The sequence below is a fragment of the Bartonella bacilliformis Ver097 genome (assembly GCF_000709795.1).
GTDB lineage: Bacteria > Pseudomonadota > Alphaproteobacteria > Rhizobiales > Rhizobiaceae > Bartonella > Bartonella bacilliformis_A.
On record NZ_KL503806.1, the window covers coordinates 10,001 to 26,431 of the forward strand.

At 37.7% G+C, this 16,431-nt stretch carries 12 protein-coding genes (1 of these 12 running past the window's edge); 5 read left to right on the forward strand and 7 right to left on the reverse strand.

The window, feature by feature from the left end; all coding sequences use genetic code 11:
* Positions 1 to 931: the 3' portion of an HlyD family secretion protein gene (locus H710_RS05530; RefSeq protein WP_041849821.1), read on the forward strand. 176 nt of this gene lie to the left of the window's left edge; 931 of the gene's 1,107 nt are visible here — the last part of the coding sequence; the start codon falls outside the window, past its left edge; the stop codon is at positions 929 to 931.
* A gap of 10 nt (positions 932 to 941) precedes the next feature.
* On the forward strand, positions 942 to 2,513 hold the full coding sequence (locus tag H710_RS05535; RefSeq protein WP_041849822.1) for a DHA2 family efflux MFS transporter permease subunit: 1,572 nt from the start codon (positions 942 to 944) through the stop codon (positions 2,511 to 2,513).
* A gap of 513 nt (positions 2,514 to 3,026) precedes the next feature.
* On the opposite strand, the gene H710_RS05540 is transcribed toward H710_RS05535, so the two are convergent.
* The 3 genes from H710_RS05540 to H710_RS05550 form a co-directional block, all read right to left on the reverse strand.
* Positions 3,027 to 4,160 (reverse strand): type III PLP-dependent enzyme, encoded by a 1,134-nt coding sequence (locus tag H710_RS05540; RefSeq protein ID WP_041849823.1) that lies wholly within the window; start codon positions 4,158 to 4,160, stop codon positions 3,027 to 3,029.
* Positions 4,161 to 4,816: 656 nt separating this feature from the next.
* A complete protein-coding gene (locus H710_RS05545; protein ID WP_041849824.1) occupies positions 4,817 to 5,734 on the reverse strand; it encodes a rhodanese-related sulfurtransferase in 918 nt (305 codons plus the stop codon).
* A gap of 297 nt (positions 5,735 to 6,031) precedes the next feature.
* Complete coding sequence (locus H710_RS05550) at positions 6,032 to 6,862, reverse strand: ferredoxin--NADP reductase (protein WP_041849825.1); 831 nt, start codon at positions 6,860 to 6,862, stop codon at positions 6,032 to 6,034.
* Between the two features lie 640 nt (positions 6,863 to 7,502).
* Between H710_RS05550 and alr the strand changes: the two genes are divergently transcribed.
* Complete coding sequence (gene alr, locus H710_RS05555; RefSeq protein WP_041849826.1) at positions 7,503 to 8,624, forward strand: alanine racemase; 1,122 nt, start codon at positions 7,503 to 7,505, stop codon at positions 8,622 to 8,624.
* A gap of 469 nt (positions 8,625 to 9,093) precedes the next feature.
* On the opposite strand, the gene gcvP is transcribed toward alr, so the two are convergent.
* From gcvP to gcvT, 3 genes are read right to left on the reverse strand one after another with little or no spacing between them, the layout of a single operon-like run.
* Entirely contained in the window at positions 9,094 to 11,889 is a 2,796-nt protein-coding gene (gene gcvP, locus H710_RS05560) for an aminomethyl-transferring glycine dehydrogenase (protein ID WP_041849827.1), read from the reverse strand.
* A gap of 5 nt (positions 11,890 to 11,894) precedes the next feature.
* Positions 11,895 to 12,263 (reverse strand): glycine cleavage system protein GcvH, encoded by a 369-nt coding sequence (gcvH, locus tag H710_RS05565; RefSeq protein WP_041849828.1) that lies wholly within the window; start codon positions 12,261 to 12,263, stop codon positions 11,895 to 11,897.
* Between the two features lie 6 nt (positions 12,264 to 12,269).
* Positions 12,270 to 13,391 carry a glycine cleavage system aminomethyltransferase GcvT gene (gene gcvT, locus H710_RS05570; RefSeq protein WP_041849829.1) on the reverse strand — a complete coding sequence of 374 codons (1,122 nt, stop codon included), beginning with the start codon at positions 13,389 to 13,391 and terminating at the stop codon, positions 12,270 to 12,272.
* Positions 13,392 to 14,193: 802 nt separating this feature from the next.
* Between gcvT and H710_RS05575 the strand changes: the two genes are divergently transcribed.
* Positions 14,194 to 14,856 carry an LON peptidase substrate-binding domain-containing protein gene (locus H710_RS05575; RefSeq protein ID WP_041849830.1) on the forward strand — a complete coding sequence of 221 codons (663 nt, stop codon included), beginning with the start codon at positions 14,194 to 14,196 and terminating at the stop codon, positions 14,854 to 14,856.
* 13 nt (positions 14,857 to 14,869) lie between these two features.
* On the forward strand, positions 14,870 to 15,046 hold the full coding sequence (locus H710_RS06160) for a Trm112 family protein (protein WP_005767680.1): 177 nt from the start codon (positions 14,870 to 14,872) through the stop codon (positions 15,044 to 15,046).
* A 1,268-nt stretch (positions 15,047 to 16,314) separates the two neighbouring features.
* Here H710_RS06160 and H710_RS06520 read toward each other — a convergent pair.
* The coding region (locus tag H710_RS06520) for a Trm112 family protein (protein WP_348519598.1) at positions 16,315 to 16,431 on the reverse strand (117 nt) is incomplete at its 5' end.

Sequence of the window (16,431 nt, forward strand, 5' to 3'; positions counted from 1 at the left end):
TATAGCGGCCATTGCCACCAAGTTAAATGGATATATTCAAGACATCCCTGTCGACGCTAATCAAGCTGTTAAAAAAGGTGATGTCCTATTCCATTTAAAACGTGATGATTATCAAAACAGTTTGGATCAAGCTGAAGCGAATCTCAACACACAACAGAAAACCCTTATGCGTATCGATGCGCAAATTACAGCTGCTCGCAGTGCTTTAGATGAAGCTCGAGCTCAAAAAGATGCTGCTTCAGCTGTAGCAACCAACGCAAAACTAACCCTGGAACGCGCAACACAACTTAAAGTTGATAGTTACGTCGCTCAGTCTAATGTTGATAATGCAAAATCAGCCTATGAACAAGCCATTGCCAATGTCACCCGTACCGATGCACAAATAGCTGCTGCACAGGCTAATATCCAAATTTTAGAAGCACAACAAGATGAAGTAAAAAGCCAAACGAAGAGTCTTGAGCTTATGCGTGACAAAGCAGAATATGATCTTAATTCAACCACTCTGCACGCTCCATTTGACGGAATTATTGGAAATTTAACTGCAAAAACAGGGGATTTTGTTGTGAATGGCCAACGCCTCGCAGCATTAGTGCCCACCCATGTACTTTATGTTGAAGCCAACTATAAAGAAACGCAACTGAAAAATATTCATAGCGGACAAACTGCTTATGTCACTGTGGATGCTTTCAAAAATGAAGTTCTTAAAGGAACCGTATTGTCCATTTCGCCTGCAACAGGAGCTATTTTTTCTCTCCTGCCTTCACAAAATGCCACAGGCAATTTTACTAAAATTACCCAACGCGTGCCAGTTCGCATTGCTATCCCTGCAGATGCATTAAAAAGCGGTCGTTTCCGAGCAGGAATGAGTGTTTCAGTAACAATTGATACACGCACACAACCACATGATACAAAGCCTTTTATAAAAAGTTAATCATCCCTTTATGAAAAATTCTACCCCCTCTTCTTCCGGTGCTCAAGAACGCATAGGAATGCGTAAAATCATAGCTTTTATTGCCATGACTGTTGGCATGTTTATGGCTATTTTGGATATCCAAATTGTTTCCTCATCTTTAGCTGAAATTCAAGCTGGTCTTTCAGCAAGTTCTAGTGAAATTTCATGGGTTCAAACCTCCTATCTCATTGCAGAAGTCATTATGTTACCCCTTTCTGGCTTTTTAGGGCGTTTACTTTCAACACGGGTTTTATTCAGTGTATCAGCTGCTGGATTTACTATTGCTTCCGTCCTTTGTGCAACAGCAACATCTATTGAACAGATGATTGTTTATCGAGCACTTCAAGGCTTTATCGGTGGAGGCATTATTCCTTGTGTTTTTGTTGCTTCCTATATCATGTTTCCTCCTTCGAAACGTCCAATTATTTCACCGATCATTGGACTGGTTGCAACATTAGCACCTACCATTGGTCCAACAGTAGGAGGATATGTCAGCCACGCCTTATCATGGCATTGGCTCTTTCTTATCAATGTACCCTTCGGAATTATTATTTCAATTTTAGCTTGGAAATTGATTGATTTTGATAAAGCAGATCCTTCTTTATTAGCTAAATTTGACTGGTGGGGACTTATTTCTATGGCACTCTTCTTGGGATCTTTAGAATATGTTTTAGAAGAGGGAGCACATCGTGATTGGTTCAATGATAATTTAGTATTTAGCTTTTTTATTATTACGGTTTTATCTGCTAGTGTATTCTTTTGGCGTGTTTTTAATGTAAAAGAACCAATTGTTGATCTTACTGCTTTTTCCAATTTTAATTTTTCAATCTCTACTATATTTGCCTTTATGCTTGGAATAGGCCTCTATGGCCTTACTTATTTATATCCTGTCTATTTAAGTCAAATTCGTCATTATGATGCACTCATGATTGGAAAAACGCTGTTTATTTCAGGTTTGGCTATGTTTTTTACCGCTCCTCTTGCTGGATTTCTTTCAGCACGAATCGATCCACGTCTTATGATAGCTGTAGGATTTGCTGGCTTTGCATGGGGGACTTGGCTTGCTACCTCAATCACAGATGACTGGGGATTCTGGGAACTTTTGTGGCCTCAAATTCTTCGCGGTAGTTCTATGATGTTATGTATGGTTCCTATCAATAACATTGCTTTTGGATCCTTATCACCAGAACGGATGAAAAATGCTTCTGGGATTTTTAATTTAATGAGAAATCTTGGCGGTGCAGTAGGCCTTGCTATTATCAGCACTCTTATAACACAACGGACTAATCTCCATTATGAACGCATAGCTGAAGTTGTCCAACCTGGAAATACCCAAGCGACTGAAACACTTGCAAGCTTTACTAGACTTTTCAGCTTCTCTACTTTTGATCCACAAACTCTTGCTTTAGTTCAACTTTTTAATATGGTTTACACACAAGCTGCAGTCATGGCTTTTAGTGATCTCTTTTTTATGATATTTTTTCTTTTTAGTATCTTAACTTTCTTAACTTTTTTTCTCAAGAAAATACCGCCATCCACCAATATCAGCGCAGAGCACTAAGTTTAAACAGCATTAAATGTAAAAAAGTTCCTTTCCACATATGTTCTGCCTATAAGTATATTCTATGAGCAAGGTTACAATGTAAGCAATACGTAGAGTTAATAGGTTATAGTTATATCTTTCTCTGTGCAAATTAGATCATTTTCATGATCACCTATTTCAATTAGGTGATCATACAGCTTCAGCTTCCATGAAAAACAAAGACCTATTTGGTGTGCTAACAGATAACATCCTCATCCCCTTGATGGCGTAAAATACTGCAAATTTTTCTCAATGTCACATGTAATGCAACACGACAATATCGAGTCAAAATGTTATAAGATCAGCTCTTAAACTTGAAGACACTTTTTACAAAATGCGAACTTGACCCCAAATATCTTAATAATTAAACTGCGTTTAAAAAATCACTTACAAACACAACAGCTCTATAAGCTCAGTTTTTCTGTTTTAAGCGCATGCAAATATTTTTCACCATTGAAAATAACGACGTACCCCAATTATTACGAGAAAAATTTAAATTACATAAGATCGTAGAGGCTCAAAACCATTAAAAGCAACAGATGCATAAGTTGCTGTATAAGCGCCGGTCCCGTGAATTAACAATTCATCACCCACTGTTAAAGATAAAGGCAACAGATAAAGTGACTTTTCATACATAACATCTGCCGAATCACATGTAGGCCCGGCTAAAATACAAGGCTCCATTGCTTTATCATCACGCATTGTCTCAATGGGATAACGAATCGCTTCATCCATAGTTTCAGCAAGGCCATTAAATTTACCCACATCAAGATAAACCCAGCGTACATTATCATTGTCTGCTTTTTTAGATATCAGGACAACTTCTGTGCGAATAACCCCAGCATTACCAACCATTGCACGCCCTGGTTCTATGATTGTTTCAGGTATACGATTGCCAAAATATTCTTTCAATGAATCAAAAATAACGACACCACAAACTTGCGCAGTAGGAACATCATGTAAATAACGTGTTGGAAATCCTCCTCCCATATTGATCAATTTCAACTGAATTCCTTCTTTTTCCAAACGCTCAAAAACTATAGCCACATCTGAGAGAGCACGATCCCATGCATTCAGGTCTGTCTGCTGTGATCCTACATGAAAGGAAATTCCATGTGCCTGCAAACCCAATTGGTGCGCCCGACACAATACATCAACTGCCATAGCAGGAACGCAACCAAATTTACGTGATAATGGCCACTCGGCCCCTTCTCCATTGGTAAGAACTCGGCAAAATACGCGAGCTCCTGGTGCAGCACGAGCCACTTTTTCCACTTCTTCAATGCAATCAACAGCATAAAGCGAGACACCAAGTGCATGTGCAGAGGCAATATCACGCTCCTTCTTAATAGTATTCCCAAAAGAAATACGCTCAGCCGTTGCACCTGCTTCTAAAACCATTTTAATTTCTGCAACAGAAGCTGCATCAAAAGATGATCCTAAAGAAACAAGTAAGCGCAGAATTTCATGTGCGGGATTCGCCTTCACCGCATAAAAAATACGTGATTGTGGAAGAGCTTTTTCAAAATTCAAATAATTTTCATGGACAACATCAAGATCCACAACCAAACACGGACCTTCAGAACGATGTGTTGAAAGAAAATCACGAATACGTTGCGTTGCCATTTGCAATCCTCCTCAGAAAACAAAAGTTTTCTACTCTATGCCAATTCAACAGCATAAAACTGCTCATGGCCAAAGGACAAAATACACACAACCACCACTTCTACCCCATAACGTCAGGAAGAACAGTATTGTATGCCACGAAGGAATAGCGCGAAAACGCGTTACTCTACTTTGTCTGCCTTTTTGATTGGAGTTGCACAAAACACTTCCGCACTGAAGGCAATGAGGTGTGCCTCTATAGTTATCCCCGCATTTATAGCTTATAGCTGGAAGACACCAGAAAGGCCCGCACCGTCGTTGCTTCAAGATGTCCTCATTCTTTCGATCGGCCGCAAGAATGACTGGAGCGGTTAGTTCCAGGTACCGTACCGGTTAATCCCACCATTTGGGAACCAGTGGACACCCACAGGCACGTGCGACTTTGGGCAATGCTGCGTATAAGATGAATTTCAATTCATTGCAATCTTTTTTTTAATTTTAAGACTTTTTTAATCTTTCAGCCAAAAACAATTGCAAAAAAGCAACATTGCTCCATACATATTGAGTAGCTTATTTCTCTATTTTTCTATGAAAAATAATAAAAAATATTTTATGAAAATACTTCCCTCTTTAAAATAGAAGGAACACCCCAAATGGTATCTTATAGCTTAGTGCCCTTACAGCCCTTGATGAGAGTTCATGGCGCGAGCTTTTGCTAATTGAAACTGCCTGTGACGTTCCCGAAAACGCTGTTTATCGAATTCACTACGCGTATCATAACACGCATCACAAGATACCCCTTCTTCATAACGAGGGGATAATTTGCCTTCAGTACCGAGAGGATAACGACATGCTCGGCATAATTCGCGCCCAGATTCTTCAAGACCATGTCCAACAGAAACACGCTCATCAAAAACAAAGCACTCGCCTTGCCACAAACTTTCTTCTTTTGGAATTGTTTCCAAATATTGAAGAATACCACCCTTTAGGTGGTAAACCTCCTCATAACCAAGCTCACGCATATAAGACGTTGATTTTTCACACCGAATACCACCCGTGCAAAACATTGCGATTCTTTTTTTCTTCTTCAGCTCATCTTGATGATTGGCAACCCATTGAGGAAATTCACGAAATGTTTTAATATTAGGATCTACTGCCCCTTGAAAACTACCCAGCATATATTCATAATCATTACGCGTATCAATAACAAGCGTCTCTTCATTTTGAATCAGAGCATTCCAATCTTCAGGAGCAACATAAGTACCAACAGCTTTCAGCGGGTTAATCCCTTCAACTCCCATTGTTACAATTTCTTTTTTCAATCGCACTTTTATACGATGAAAAGGCATTTTTGATGCCCATGAATATTTAAGCTCTGGTGTCTGGAATGCAGGTTCTGCAATAATAAAACGCACCAATGTTTCAATTGCAGCACAAGAACCGGCAACAGTTCCGTTAATCCCCTCTTTTGCTAAAAGGAGGGTTCCTTTAATGCCATTTTCCTGACATAAATCCAGCAAAGGCTTTTGTAATTTTTGGTAATGCTTCAAATCTGCAAAACAATAAAGGGCAGCAACTTTAAATTTCTTTTCCATATTCTTGCCATACCGTGCGTTTTATTCAATTTCAAGAATTATTCATTCCGCTCTTTTTTACTTTGTATAGTGTAGTTTATTCAATCACCCTTATACAACCATCCCATAGAAAAATCATAACCAAAACAGACCACCTTATACACACATCCACAAACAAACTATCAATATCTATTTTCGTTTTCGTTAGTCATGATTTACAAAATGCAATCTTCTTAAACTCCTCCTGTTAAAGCTTGTCAAAGAGGAAGTACAAGATAAGTGGGAACATAAGTACCACACTGCACACAAACGACTGCTTCAACCTACAAAAGCACGTTCCACAACATAAGTGGCAGGCGAATTATTTGCTCCCTCTACGAGCCCAAAACCTTCACACATTGCAGCACAATCTTTTATCATCTCTATTGAGCCGCAAATCATCACCCGATCTTCATCAGAATTGATTTTAGGCAAACCAGTTTCTTCAAAAAAAGTACCACTCTTCATAACAGTGGTAATACGCCCCATGTGTTCTGAAGGCTCACGGGTGGTCATAGGATAAAACATCAATTGCTGAGCATATTCACCAATCAATGAATCTTGTTGCAAAGACGCTACAAGATCTTTTGCATAAATCAGCTCATTACATTCACGCGTAGTTTGAATCAGGATCACTTGAGAAAATTTTTCATATGTTTCAGGATCACGAATCAAGCTTGCAAAAGGAGCGACCCCTGTCCCTGTTGAAAGAAGATAAAGACGCTTTCCAGGAATAAGGGCATCAAGAACCAATGTTCCAGTAGATTTTTTACGCATTAAAACCGTATCACCAATTTTGATTTTTTGGAGATGTTCAGTCAATGGCCCCCCTGGAACTTTAATCGAAAAAAACTCAAGCTGTTCATCCCAAAATGGACTTGCAATTGAATACGCACGATAAACCGGCTTTTCTGCATTTGGCAAACCGATCATAATAAACTCACCCGAACGAAAACGAAAATTGTTTGGACGGTTTAGGCGAAATTTAAACAAACGGTCTGTATAGTGACAAACCTCCTGAACAGCGAGTGTAAATACATTTTCAGGAATTAGAAAATTCGACACAGTGTTACTGATATCTGCCTTAACATTGAGAATAGATGTACTCATAAAATTCTTCTTTACATCTTTATTAAACATTGAATCTCAGATTGTGCAAATTGTATAATGCTTACACACACATCTTCCAATATCTCTCTTCAAGCATGAACAATTCTTGATAATTTTATACAAAAACTTCTTCAAAAGAAAAGATGAAAGTGGTGCATTATCTTATCAATATGCAAACTTCTTATTATCATAAATTAGTTCAGCTGCATCGTCATTTTTCATATATAACCAATAAGCCAGGGTCTACTGACCATCAAATCAATGAAAATAATCTCTGATGTATTTTTTTCAAAGATGAATAGACCATCTTATAACAATAGATAATCTCTTTTATCTAAATCACGCACCGGTGACACATACAAAAAATCGGTGAAAAAAGAACCGACTTGATATTATTTTTACAAATTTTACATAGAGACTATTTTATAAAATGCAAACAAAGCAGAAAATAATTCTATGAGTATATTAAAATTGAGCTTTTTATTTTAGAATCTTCTCTTTACAGATCATAATTCGGTATAAACCGTTAATGATTTTAAAAAGAAAACATATTCGAATCCTCTTTTTTGTATTCCATAGGAGCTAATCAATAATAACGTGTAGAAAATTTTGGGTCTTATAAAATAGATAGAACTTTAAAATGAACCAATTTGTTGATTATGAAACAAACGCTGAACTTCCTTATACAACTGTAGCAACCATTGATCTTGGTGCTATTATTGCAAATTATAAAATTTTAGCTCAACATATCGCTCCTGCAGAATGCTCCGCTGTTGTGAAAGCAAATGCCTATGGAATGGGAGTTGAAAAAATTTCTCCTGCACTTTATCAGGCTGGTTGCCGTACCTTTTTTGTTTCTCAAATCCAAGAAGCACTGCAACTAAAAACCATTTTGCCTCCCAATATGACTCTCGTCCTTCTTAACGGCTGTCCACCGACTACAGAGGAATTTGTTGCTCAAGCGAATATTATCCCTGTTCTGAATTCTTGGCATGCGATCGAAAGTTGGCAAATGCTTTGCCAAAAAAAACATCAAAAATTTCCAGCAATCATCCAAATTGATACAAATATGAACCGATTGGGGCTTGACCAAGAAGAATTACAACAGCTTATCAAACATCCTACCATTTTTGAAAAAGCTAACATAAAATATATTATGAGCCATCTTTCCAATGGAGATGACGCTACACATGCATCAAATAATACTCAATTAACTGCGATAAAAACAGCGTTTGCACAGCTCCCCACCTGTAAAGTATCACTTGCCAATTCCGGAGGAATTTTCCTCAATAGAGACTTCTACTTTGATCTCGTTCGCCCAGGCATTGCACTTTACGGGGTTGATCCTCATGGAAAATGCCCAACCCCTATCAAACCTGTTTTAAAACTCGAAACTCAAGTTATTCAGAGTCGCCATGTTGATACAGGCACCCCTGTTGGCTATGGAGGAAGCTTCGTGACCTCTCGACCGAGTACCCTCATAACTGTTTCTATAGGCTATGCTGATGGTTGGCTACGCACTCTTTCCAATAAAGGTGCTGTTTATTTCAACGGACATAAACTCCCTATTGTTGGACGTATCTCCATGGATTCCACAATTGTGGATGCAACCGATCTTGAATGTGAAAAACCTAAAATAGGCGACTGGGTAGAACTGATTGGCCCCCACCAAACTGTTGAAGATGTTGCTGCAGATGCAGATACCATTCCGTATGAAATTTTGACATCTCTTGGCCCTCGCTGTAAACAAATTTATATTTAAATTATCGAAAAATGATTAAAATACTCCATTTATCTTGCAAAATGGCGCCATGGATATCCCACCTTATTTTACATTGCCAACAACTAACTTATCATGATGAGCGTCTCATCCTGAAATAATTGAAGAGTGTGTACGTGAAGATATAAATAAGCTTTTCCTGTGAAACCTTCTCTCCCTCTCAATACCATCGCTAAACTGCTACCAACGCACAATAATCTTAAACTGAATCAAAATATTATAAATTGTTGCCTCTATTGCAAAATGATCAGAGAAATACTTGGAAACACAAAAAGTTTATGTTGAATATTTGACAATGTCGATCATAAAATCATAGAAGAAAAGTGATCAATTCATCAGTAAAAAGTTAAGTATTAACTAAGTAGAATTTGAAATCATCTCATAATTCATCAAGAGTCTAAAAGGCGCAATATAATATGTGAGCTTTTTTAAAGCAAGATTTGCAAATAATTTAATACGTATCAATAAGTGGTGGACAAGAACAAATTAACATTCTATCGCCAGCAACATTATCAATACGCGAAACAGGTGGCCAATATTTATTTGCAGGATTAATGTGACAACCAGGAAAAACAGCTTCTTGTCGTGAATAAGGCCGCTTCCACTCATCCTCTACAATATCTGTCAATGTATGGGGTGCATTAACCAATGGGTTATCTTCTTTAGGCCAAATACCCATACCAACTTTTTTAGCTTCCTCAGCAATAGATAGCAAAGCATCACACAAACGATCAATCTCTGCTTTTGGCTCTGATTCAGTTGGTTCAATCATCAAAGTCCCAGGAACTGGAAACGACATGGTCGGCGCATGAAACCCATAATCAATCAAACGCTTAGCAATGTCATCAACACTGATGCCATATTGCTCTTTGAACAAGCGCACGTCAACAATGCACTCATGAGCGACACGCCCAAACTTACCCCGATAAAGAATAGAATAAGCTTTCGAAAGACGCTCAGCAATATAATTAGCGTTTAATATTGCTATTTGCGTTGCATATTTCAAACCATCAGCTCCCATCATCCGAATATACATCCATGTAATGACAAGAATGGAAGCACTTCCATGAGGTGCTGCTGAAACCGCATGTGTTGTCTTATCCTGTTCATGACCAGGTAAAAATGGCTCTAAATGCTCTTTTACACCAATTGGACCAGCACCAGGACCACCACCACCATGGGGGATTGCGAATGTTTTATGAAGATTCATATGACAAACATCCGCTCCTATATCTGCTGGACGTGCGAGGCCTACAAGTGCATTCAAATTAGCCCCATCAAAATAAACCTGCCCACCATTTTCATGGGTAATAGCACAAATATCTTTAATGCTCTCTTCGTAAACACCATGTGTTGAAGGGTAGGTGATCATTAAAGCGGCTAAACAATCTTTATGCAATTGCGCTTTCGCTTTCAAATCATCAATATCAACATCACCATCATTTAAACACTTAACGACAACGACTTCCATCCCGGCCATATGAGCAGAAGCTGGATTTGTGCCATGTGCAGATGCAGGAACAAGACAAATATTGCGTTGATGGTCACCACGCGATTGGTGATATCTGCGAATAGCCAAAAGCCCAGCATATTCACCTTGAGCACCAGAATTTGGCTGAAAAGAAATTTTGGAAAATCCTGTAATTTCACACAACCAAGCATTTAACTGGCTGATCATTTCCTGATATCCTGCTTCATCTCCTTTAGGAGCAAAAGGGTGTATATTCGCTACCATAGGCCAACTCATAGGCATTAATTCAGCAGCGGCATTAAGTTTCATCGTACAAGAACCAAGCGGTATCATCGCCCGATCCAGCGCTAAATCTTTGTCTGCCAAACGACGCAAAAAGCGTATCATATCTGTTTCTGAATGAACCGCATGAAAAAATGGTTGCGAAAGAAAACCAGCATCACGCCCTTCTCCCAAAAGCTGAGGAGAAACCTGATCTGCTAATTGCGCACCAAAAAGCTTGGCCAAAGCACTGGCGTCTTCTTCTGTTGATAATTCATCAAAATTGATCGCAACTCGATCTTCATCAAGAACATGAATAAGATACCCACCCATTTTTGCTTGGTTTGCAATTTCTTGTGCTTTTCCTTTAACAACAACGCTCACACAATCAAAAAAATATTTTCCTTCACAATATACACCAACTTTCTCTAAACCACGTGCAAAACGACATGTTAAATTGTGAATCCGCTTAGCAATCGTCTGTAAACCTTGTGGTCCATGCCAAAGAGCATAAGCAGTAGCCATATTTGCTAACAAAGCTTGCGCTGTACATATGTTTGATGTTGCCTTATCGCGTCGAATATGTTGTTCACGAGTTTGTAAAGCTAAACGAAAGCTAACACGCCCTTGAGTATCCGTCGACTGACCAACAATACGCCCTGGAATCAAGCGTGTTAGATCATCACTGACCACAAGATACCCTGCATGAGGGCCACCAAAACCCATTGGAACACCATAACGCTGCATAGATCCCACAACAATATCGGCTCCCCATTTAGCTGGTGGTTCCATAATCGTAAGCGCTAAAGGATCTGCAACAACAATCACCAAAGCCCCGTGCGCTTTTGCTTCATTAATAACTTCACTGTAGTCTCTAAAACAACCTATTGCATCTGGCCAAGACAGAACAATAGCTGCCGTTTCAGCACAAATCCCCTTATTCTGACTTAAGCAAATGCCTTGTGTTTCAGCACGCGTTTGCGCAACACTTAAAGTTTGAGGATGTAAAAGACTCTGAACTGAAATTTTGGTTTTCTTTCCACGTGCAAAGCGTACAGAAATCGCATTCGCTTCAGCTAAAGCTGTTGCTTCATCCAGAAGTGAGGCTGCCGCAACAGGCAACCCTGTGAGCTCACTAACCAATGTCTGAAAATAAAATAAAAGCTCTAAGCGACCTTGGCTAATTTCTGCCTGATAGGGTGTATAAGCAGTATACCAAGCTGGATTTTCAAAAAAATTACGCAGAATAACAGGGGGAACATACGTCCCATAATACCCCTGACCAATAAAACTCTTACGCAAATGATTGCGTCCCATGATCTGAGATAATTCTTCTAACGCCTGTCCTTCACTTGCTGCTTTTGGCAAATCAAGTGAACGATTTAAATGAATAGATGAAGGAACTGCTTGAGAGATCAATGTATCAACAGAATCAAGTGCCAAAACACTCAGCATTTCTTTCATTTCACTATGACGAACTCCTATATGTCGTGAAAAAAAACTACGTTCTTGCATAATATTTATCCTATCAGGACTCTATAAGCATCCTCATCCATTAAGCCGTTAAGCTGTGTTTTATCATGCAATTTCATTTTCCATAACCAACCTTCTTTTTCAGCTTTTTTGTTCACCAGTGCAGGATCATCTGCTAAAGCTTCATTAATTTCAACAACTTCACCATCGATAGGTGAATAAACGTCCGAAGCTGCTTTAACAGATTCTACAACAGCTGCAGAATCCCCTTGAGAGAGTCGAGTTCCACACTGTGGCAAATCAATAAAAACCAAATCACCTAATTGCTCTTGAGCATAATGAGTGACGCCGACGGTAGCGATCTCTCCTTCAATGTTAAGCCATTCGTGATCTTGTGTAAAATAAACCTTAGACATGAAGCTTTATCCTTTAAAATAACGTTGTTCAACAAAAGGAAGTACATGCACAGATAATGCAATTTTTTTACCACGTAATTCAGTAAATACTTCTGTTCCTGCAGTTTCCCAACCAACAGAAACATAACCCATTGCCACAGGTCCATCAAAAGAAGGACCAAAGCCACCTGATGTTACCATCCCAATCTGATTACCCTCATTATCTAAAAGCACAGCACCCGCACGAACAGGCTGACGAGTTTGTGGCTTTAAACCAACCCGACAGCGAGATGGCCCCTTTTCATAGGCTTGAAGAAAAGCTTTTGCCCCATAAAATTTGGCTTTTTCTCGAACAGTTTTAGGAACAGCCCATGTCAGTGCAGCTTCAATGGGATTGGTATCGGGTGTAATATCATTACCATGTAAACATAATCCCGCTTCTAACCGAAGACTGTCACGTGCTGCAAGACCAATCCACTCAACGCGATCATCACTCAGTAATTTTTCTGCCAATGAGTAAGCTTGATTTACCGGAAGTGCAATTTCAAAACCGTCTTCCCCTGTATAACCAGAACGTGTCAAAAACCAATCTTGTTGCGGTTCAAACCCTTGCATAAAAAGCAGCTCATTCCCAGGAAAACCTGCATCAGCCATAACAGCTGCAGCTTGCGGTCCTTGAAGCGCGAGCAACACTCTATCATACCCTGTTACCTGACAATCAAAACCAACAGCACGCCGCTCAAGTTCGATAAAATCAGCTTGCGCATTACCTGCATTGACCACAAGCATAAAACGGCATTCTCCAACACGGGTAATAATAAGATCATCAAGAATACCAGCTTGCTCATTAAGCAAATAATTATATCGTGATTGTCGATCTTTTAAAAGCGCTGCATCGACAGGCAGAGCATAGGACAAAAACTCAACTGCTTGCGGCCCCTCAACAACAATCAACTTCATATGAGAAATATCAAAAAGACCAGCATTAACACGGGTATGAAGATGTTCTTTTAAAACCCCAAGAGGATAAGTCAGAGGCATCTTCCACCCTGCAAAAACACCAAATTTTGCTTCTGCTTTTTCGTGCAATTCGTGCAAAGGAAGTTTTTTAAAAGAAGATGTTTCAAATTCTTGCGATACCGCGCCCATGATTTCTCCAAAGCCGCACCTCATATCCCATAATGCGACAACTTCTGCCTCGCCATCATAAGTTCGAAAAACTTAAAATAACGCTCCCAATTATATCGTTGACGTAGATCCTTTTAACTTTCCAGATCCACCTCATTTCTTTATATACTTTTGAAGCCTAAGAGATTATAGAACCCTTCCTTCTTAGGCAGCAAAAAAATAATTTATACTTTGCATTTTCTGTAAAATAATGAGAAAATCAATGATACCACTCTTTTTCATTACAATCTATCGTCTCTTTATGGTTATTAACAAATTGACAATAGTATTTTTAAATTTCAAATCTTTGTATATATCTAGATTATTCTGAAACCCTATCATGCTAATCTTTTTAACATTATAAAACAAAAATTTTTGTGATAAGTAAAATTAAAGAGAAAAGAAAAAATGCAAAAACTACAAATGAAAGTACCTCTAAGAAAAATCAAAGCATCTTAGATCAAGAACAGAAAATAATTTCCTTCCACAGTTCAACCATAACATCAAACAACTTTCTTAGTAAAGATATTATCATAAATCCAACCCAATAATGAGAAAATTACAATCACATAAACTTATACATATAAAATCTTTCTTAATGCAATTCAGTTATTCTTACTTCCCATTATATATGTGATTGAAATCACTGCTCATTATAAGCAAATAAAGTTTTTTAAATTATGACTTCAATTTAAATAATATAGTTTTTCCTATGGCTCAATGATATCATAAACTAGGATCGTTTACACACCAAACGACATTAGATAAAGGTTATAAAACCACCATGAAAGTTGGAAATATTTGCTATAATTGCGAAAATGACTTACCAAAGAAAATTGCTCTCTTTCCTTTAGAAGGTGCGCTACTTCTCCCTGGAGGTTTTTTATCGCTTAACATCTTTCAACCAAACGTTCTTGAAATGATTGAGGATGTTATGGCATCTAACCGTCTATTAGGTATTATTCAACCACTTTCGTCAAGTGGAGATTGCCCATCTACCCAGCTTTACAAGATGGGCTGCATAGGTCGTATCACAAATTACAATGAAACAGGAAATGGACGACTCCTGATTGCACTACAAGGCATTTGTCGTTTTACTCTAGAACAAGAATTAGTAAACACAAAATCTTATCGAGTTGCCATGATTCAATCCAATACAAAAGATTTACAAGAACCTAACATTTCAGAGAGTATTAATCGGGAAAATTTATTAAGCACTATTGAGCATTACCTAACCATCCATGAAATGGAGCATAACTGGGACAACATTGTACAAACACCGACACCGGTATTGGTTAATGCACTCTCAGCCCTTATTCCTTTTACTCCAGAAGAAAAACAAGCTCTGCTGGAAGCACCAGACATTGAGAGCCGTGCTCAAACCCTTCTCGCTTTAACAGAGCGTTCCCTTATGAAACAGAAAGGATTAAACAACCGTTTAAATTAATGGATTTCATGATATGAAAAAAATGACAACCGATCCTAAAATGCTTGAACTTCTTGTTTGCCCCATTACAGGGGGAAACCTCTCTTTTAATCGAAAAACACAAGAGCTTATTTCACTTAAAGCAAAACTTGCTTATCCTATTCGCGACGGTGTTCCCATTATGCTCGCTTCAGAAGCTCGTCCTCTATAGAAAAATAGAAAATAAATCTTTTCTTTATAAAAAATGGCTTGTAGATCACTCATAACGCCAATGGATAGACTTTCTCAAATTCACTCTTCTTCAAAGTATATTTCTTTAAAGAAAACACTTTGATAAAAATAAAGAAATATCAAAAAATTAATTATCCCCCAAAACAGTATCATCAGCACTAATAATGAATAAAGTAATAAAAATATCAATACGATACCCCCTTCCATGATACCTATAATTTCACCCAAAGTTGAGATGAGTATTGACGTCTGAAAAATTTCAATTTTCTCTATATCAAAACTCCTCTATTTTCTTCTAATTTCTAAGAGAATATCCAGATTTTCTGTATAGTATAATAAAGTTTAAAGTTCCCTTTTATTTGTAAAAGTTGGTTTTGTGTAGAAGAATATATTCAAATAATTAAATTGACAAACAGGATTTAAATACATAGTCTAGTTATTAAGGCTTTGGGCGTTTTTCGTCAGAGATTAAGGGAGAAGCAGAAAATCTTTTGTTTTTTAATCTTTTAAAAGTTGAAATTGGATATCTAGATGTTCATCTGGACATTCTTAATGTATGTTTGAGCATCTGGTAAATTATTTATTATAAGGGGGGTTATACCATGATTGGTATTTTTTTAAGTCTTTTTGGTTTTTTGGTGAGCATAGGTGGTATGGTGAATGACATCATTCACAATGTCATGTAAACACTTCCAACGAGTTTATAATCATCTCAATTCTTCAACGAGAAGAGATTATATGATTTACTGTTCATCCGTTTAAGTAGGGTGAAATCAAGTGCTGCTCTTTGCTTTCAGTATATTGCCCCAATTGGTATGTATGCATGAAGTTGATTTTTCACTCCTTGTTTAGTTTTTTAAAATAAGAAAAAAGTGAAAAGACCTATGATTTTACTGATACGAGATAATATGAGTAGAAAATTATTCAATCACTGATCCATGAATAATCATGTTAAATAATTGAAGTATTTTGATATAATTAATGCAATTATCCCATTTAGGCTTGCTACCTATTTGGGGTTTTTGTTTGCTTAGAGATTTTTTCTACTCGATTTTTTGATAGAGCAATCAGGAATAACACAAGATTCCCGTCTATTAGCTTATGTTATGCTAGAAAAATAATTTAATTAAACCATTCAAAAATTATCATTAATAATCTTTGTATTCAAAATTGAAAATAAGATCTTGAGAAAGCAAAGAATGGGTTTACCTATTTTGCGGCTTTTTTAACGTTGTTGTTGAGAAAATTTTATGCTTTTTTACTAAGATAGGCAAGTTTTGCTTTAAGTGAAATAAGCTCTTGTGTTTTTCGATTAAAAGAGAGGTTTCCCCCTGTAATGGGGCAAACAAGAAGTTCAAGCATTTT

Excerpts from the sequence above, each read along its gene's own strand:
- H710_RS05535 (WP_041849822.1), top strand. The coding sequence starts at position 942 with ATGAAAAATTCTACCCCCTCTTCTTCCGGTGCTCAAGAACGCATAGGA.
- H710_RS05540 (WP_041849823.1), bottom strand. The coding sequence starts at position 4,160 with ATGGCAACGCAACGTATTCGTGATTTTCTTTCAACACATCGTTCTGAA.
- H710_RS05545 (WP_041849824.1), bottom strand. The coding sequence starts at position 5,734 with ATGGAAAAGAAATTTAAAGTTGCTGCCCTTTATTGTTTTGCAGATTTG.
- H710_RS05550 (WP_041849825.1), bottom strand. The coding sequence starts at position 6,862 with ATGAGTACATCTATTCTCAATGTTAAGGCAGATATCAGTAACACTGTG.
- alr (WP_041849826.1), top strand. The coding sequence starts at position 7,503 with ATGAACCAATTTGTTGATTATGAAACAAACGCTGAACTTCCTTATACA.
- gcvP (WP_041849827.1), bottom strand. The coding sequence starts at position 11,889 with ATGCAAGAACGTAGTTTTTTTTCACGACATATAGGAGTTCGTCATAGT.
- gcvH (WP_041849828.1), bottom strand. The coding sequence starts at position 12,263 with ATGTCTAAGGTTTATTTTACACAAGATCACGAATGGCTTAACATTGAA.
- gcvT (WP_041849829.1), bottom strand. The coding sequence starts at position 13,391 with ATGGGCGCGGTATCGCAAGAATTTGAAACATCTTCTTTTAAAAAACTT.
- H710_RS05575 (WP_041849830.1), top strand. The coding sequence starts at position 14,194 with ATGAAAGTTGGAAATATTTGCTATAATTGCGAAAATGACTTACCAAAG.
- H710_RS06160 (WP_005767680.1), top strand. The coding sequence starts at position 14,870 with ATGAAAAAAATGACAACCGATCCTAAAATGCTTGAACTTCTTGTTTGC.